General features: G+C 68.5%; 5 protein-coding genes. 1 reads left to right on the top strand and 4 read right to left on the bottom strand.

What is annotated here, in order from left to right; genetic code table 11:
• From DMC18_RS17130 to DMC18_RS17115, 4 genes are all read right to left on the bottom strand, one after another.
• The coding region (locus tag DMC18_RS17130) for a RidA family protein (RefSeq protein ID WP_110133136.1) at positions 1 to 334 on the bottom strand (334 nt) is incomplete at its 3' end.
• 151 nt (positions 335 to 485) lie between these two features.
• Complete coding sequence (locus DMC18_RS17125) at positions 486 to 914, bottom strand: thioredoxin domain-containing protein (RefSeq protein ID WP_110120424.1); 429 nt, start codon at positions 912 to 914, stop codon at positions 486 to 488.
• A gap of 228 nt (positions 915 to 1,142) precedes the next feature.
• Positions 1,143 to 1,373, bottom strand: a complete 231-nt coding sequence (locus DMC18_RS17120; protein ID WP_110120425.1) for a helix-turn-helix transcriptional regulator — start codon at positions 1,371 to 1,373, stop codon at positions 1,143 to 1,145.
• Between the two features lie 19 nt (positions 1,374 to 1,392).
• Positions 1,393 to 1,923, bottom strand: a complete 531-nt coding sequence (locus DMC18_RS17115; protein ID WP_110120426.1) for a DUF2975 domain-containing protein — start codon at positions 1,921 to 1,923, stop codon at positions 1,393 to 1,395.
• Positions 1,924 to 2,280: 357 nt separating this feature from the next.
• Between DMC18_RS17115 and rdgB the strand changes: the two genes are divergently transcribed.
• Positions 2,281 to 2,886 (top strand): RdgB/HAM1 family non-canonical purine NTP pyrophosphatase, encoded by a 606-nt coding sequence (gene rdgB, locus DMC18_RS17110; RefSeq protein ID WP_110120427.1) that lies wholly within the window; start codon positions 2,281 to 2,283, stop codon positions 2,884 to 2,886.
• Positions 2,887 to 2,908 lie beyond the last annotated feature (22 nt).

Raw genomic sequence — 2,908 nt, 5'->3', positions numbered from 1 at the left:
CCACCGTGATCTCCACAGCGTAGCCCGGATCGGCCAGTCGCGCCTCGACCGTCGTGCGGGCCGGCGGGTTTTCGGGATCGACCCAGGCGTCCCAGGCCGCGTTCATCTCGCCGATCTGACTGATGTCGGCCAGATGGATGGTCGCGCTGAGCAGCCGGGCCTTGCTGGAGCCGGCCTGGGCCAGGGTGTCGTCGATCTGGGCCAGCACTTCCTTCGTCTGCTCCAGCACCGAACCGCCCACGGTCGCTTCGGCGACATGGCCCGACAGGAACACCACGCCGTTGAAGACCACCGCGTCGCTCCACCGCGCCGCCTTGCCGATACGCTCGATCATCCTGATCTCCTGGTAGATCCCCCTTCCCCCTTGATGGGGGAAGGGTCGGGGATGGGGGTGACCTGCTGAGCGAGCCACAGCGTACGGCCACCGCCGTAACCACCCCCACCCCTGCCCCTCCCCCATCAAGGGGGAGGGGTCAAGACGTCGCCTAACCCAGGGCCCGGGTCGTCCAGTCCACGATCTGCGGCGCGCTCATCAGGCCGGCCTGGCGGGCGACCACCGCGTTGTCGCGGAACAGGATCAGGGCCGGGATGCCGCTGACGCCAAGGGCCGAGGCCGGCGCGGGATGGGCCTCGGAGTTCAGCTTCAGCAGGCGCACCCGAGGCTCCAGCTTGGCGGCGGCGGCCGCGTAGTTGGGCGCCATGGCCCGGCACGGCCCACACCACGGAGCCCAGACGTCGAGCAGCACGGCCGCGCCTTGAGTCAGGCGGCGGTGGCGGTCGAGGCCGGCGGCGTCGACCTCGATGGGCGTTGCGGTGAACAGGGCGCTCTTGCAGCGCCCGCACTTGCCGGCGCCGGGGTCGCGGTCTTCGGGCAGGCGGTTGGCCGCCCCGCAGGATGGACAGACGATTTGCATGGCCAGCAGGTGTGGCGCGGCGGGCCTCGCCGCAAGGGCGCCTTCAGGTCGGATCGACGTTCACCAGTCCGAGCTCATTTTTCACCGAACATCCCCGCGAAGGCGGGGACCCAAGCCGAGGCTGGGATCGATCCACGGTCGCGCCTAATCCTGAAAACCAGCTTGGGTCCCCGCCTTCGCGGGGAGACACGGAGTTGAAGGTCGCGAACAACTGGATGCCGATCCGCTTCAGTCCTCGTCGTGGCCCTCGCCCGGCCCGTGCTCGAAGGTCATCAGGTCGCCGGGCTGGCAATTGAGCTCGCGGCACAGGGCGTCGAGGGTGGAGAAGCGGATGGCCCGCGCCTTGCCGGTCTTCAGGATCGACAGGTTGGCGATGGTCACCCCGACGCGGTCGGACAGCTCGGTCAGCGACATGCGGCGCTCCAGCAGCACGCGGTCGAGATTGACGCGGATGGACATGGCGAGACGAACTCCGCGCTCAGATGGTCAGTTCGGCTTCGCGACGAAGGCGCGCGCCTTCGCGGAACACCTCGGCCAGGACGAACACCACCAGCACCGAGAACCAGGCGTTGAGGGTGAAGGAGCCGTCGACGACCTTCTCGCCGTCGATCAGCACCCGGGTCAGGGCCGCGAACACATAGCGTCCGACCTCCAGGGCCGCCAGTATGCCGCCCACCACCCGCAGGCGGCGCACGTTCTCGGGGTGGAACGGGTCGCCCAGGGTCATGGTGGCGAAGATCTTGCGCAGCCGCTCGACGATGGCCATCCAGCCGCCCGACATCAGCGCCCAGCCGGCCAGGGCCGCGGCCGATCCCGGACCGTTCTTGGCCAGGGGCTCGGCCAGTTCGCTAGGCAGGATCGAGGTCAGCAGGTCGGTGTTGAAGCTCAGCAGCAGCACCAGGATGGTCACCAGGGCCAGCAGGCTGACCCAGATCCACAGCACGTAGTAGCTGACGTCGAGAATGATCTTCAGGAAGCTCGATACCGAGCCCGGCCCCAAGGCGCGCATGGGCTTTCCCCGCCAAAACCTTTTGGCGACTCGCTCTCAGGCGGTCGCCGGATTGAAGTCTAGAGCGAGTGGGCGAGGAACGTCACGGCCGAGATCGGCAGGCCCGCGATCAGCGCCACGGTCGCCAGGCGGAAGGCCGAGGTTTCCAGCAGGCTGAACAGGCGGGGCAAGGTCATCAGGGCGGTTCCAGGCGGGGGGACGGAGAAGCCTTTCTCCGATGACGCCAGGATCGCCGATCGGCGGCCAGCGAACAATGTCGCTTATCGATAAACGATATTAAACTTTCGCAATGATCGGGCCTTGCGGCGAGGGTCCGCCGGGGGTCTAACGGGCCGTCTTTTGTCGAGGAGCCGCGCGATGACCCTGAAACTGATCAACGGCCAGAAGATCGTCGCCGCCACCCACAATCCGGGCAAGGCCAAGGAGCTGGCCGCCCTGCTCGACGGCCGTTTCGAAGTGCTGGCCGCCGGCGCCCTGGGCCTGCCCGAGCCGGACGAGACCGAGACGACTTTCGTCGGCAACGCCCTGCTGAAAGCCCGCCACGCCGCCGACCTGTCGGGCGAGGTGTCGCTGGCCGACGACTCGGGCCTGTCGGTCGCCGCCCTGGACGGCGCGCCCGGCATCTATTCGGCCCGCTGGGCCGGCCCGACCAAGGACTTCGCCCTGGCCATGGACAAGGTGGCCGAGCGTATCGAGGCCACGGGTTCGGAAGATCTGTCGGCCTGGTTCACCTGCGCGCTGGCCGTGGCCTGGCCCAACGGCGGCCCGGCCGTGGTGGTGCAGGGCGAGGTGCACGGGACCCTGGTGTTCCCGCCGCGCGGCGACAGGGGCTTCGGCTACGATCCGATCTTCATCCCCACCGGCCACGATCAGACCTTCGGCGAGATGGAGCCGGCCGCCAAAGACGCCATGAGCCACCGCGCCGTGGCCTTCGAGAAGCTGAAGGCGGCGCTGTTTGAGTGAGGAACGCCTCCCTCCGCTAGGC

The sequence above is a fragment of the Caulobacter sp. D5 genome, assembly GCF_003185805.1.
Taxonomy (GTDB): Bacteria; Pseudomonadota; Alphaproteobacteria; order Caulobacterales; family Caulobacteraceae; genus Caulobacter.
Note: the sequence above shows the minus strand (reverse complement) of the source record. Positions and strands in the feature narration are given on the sequence as shown.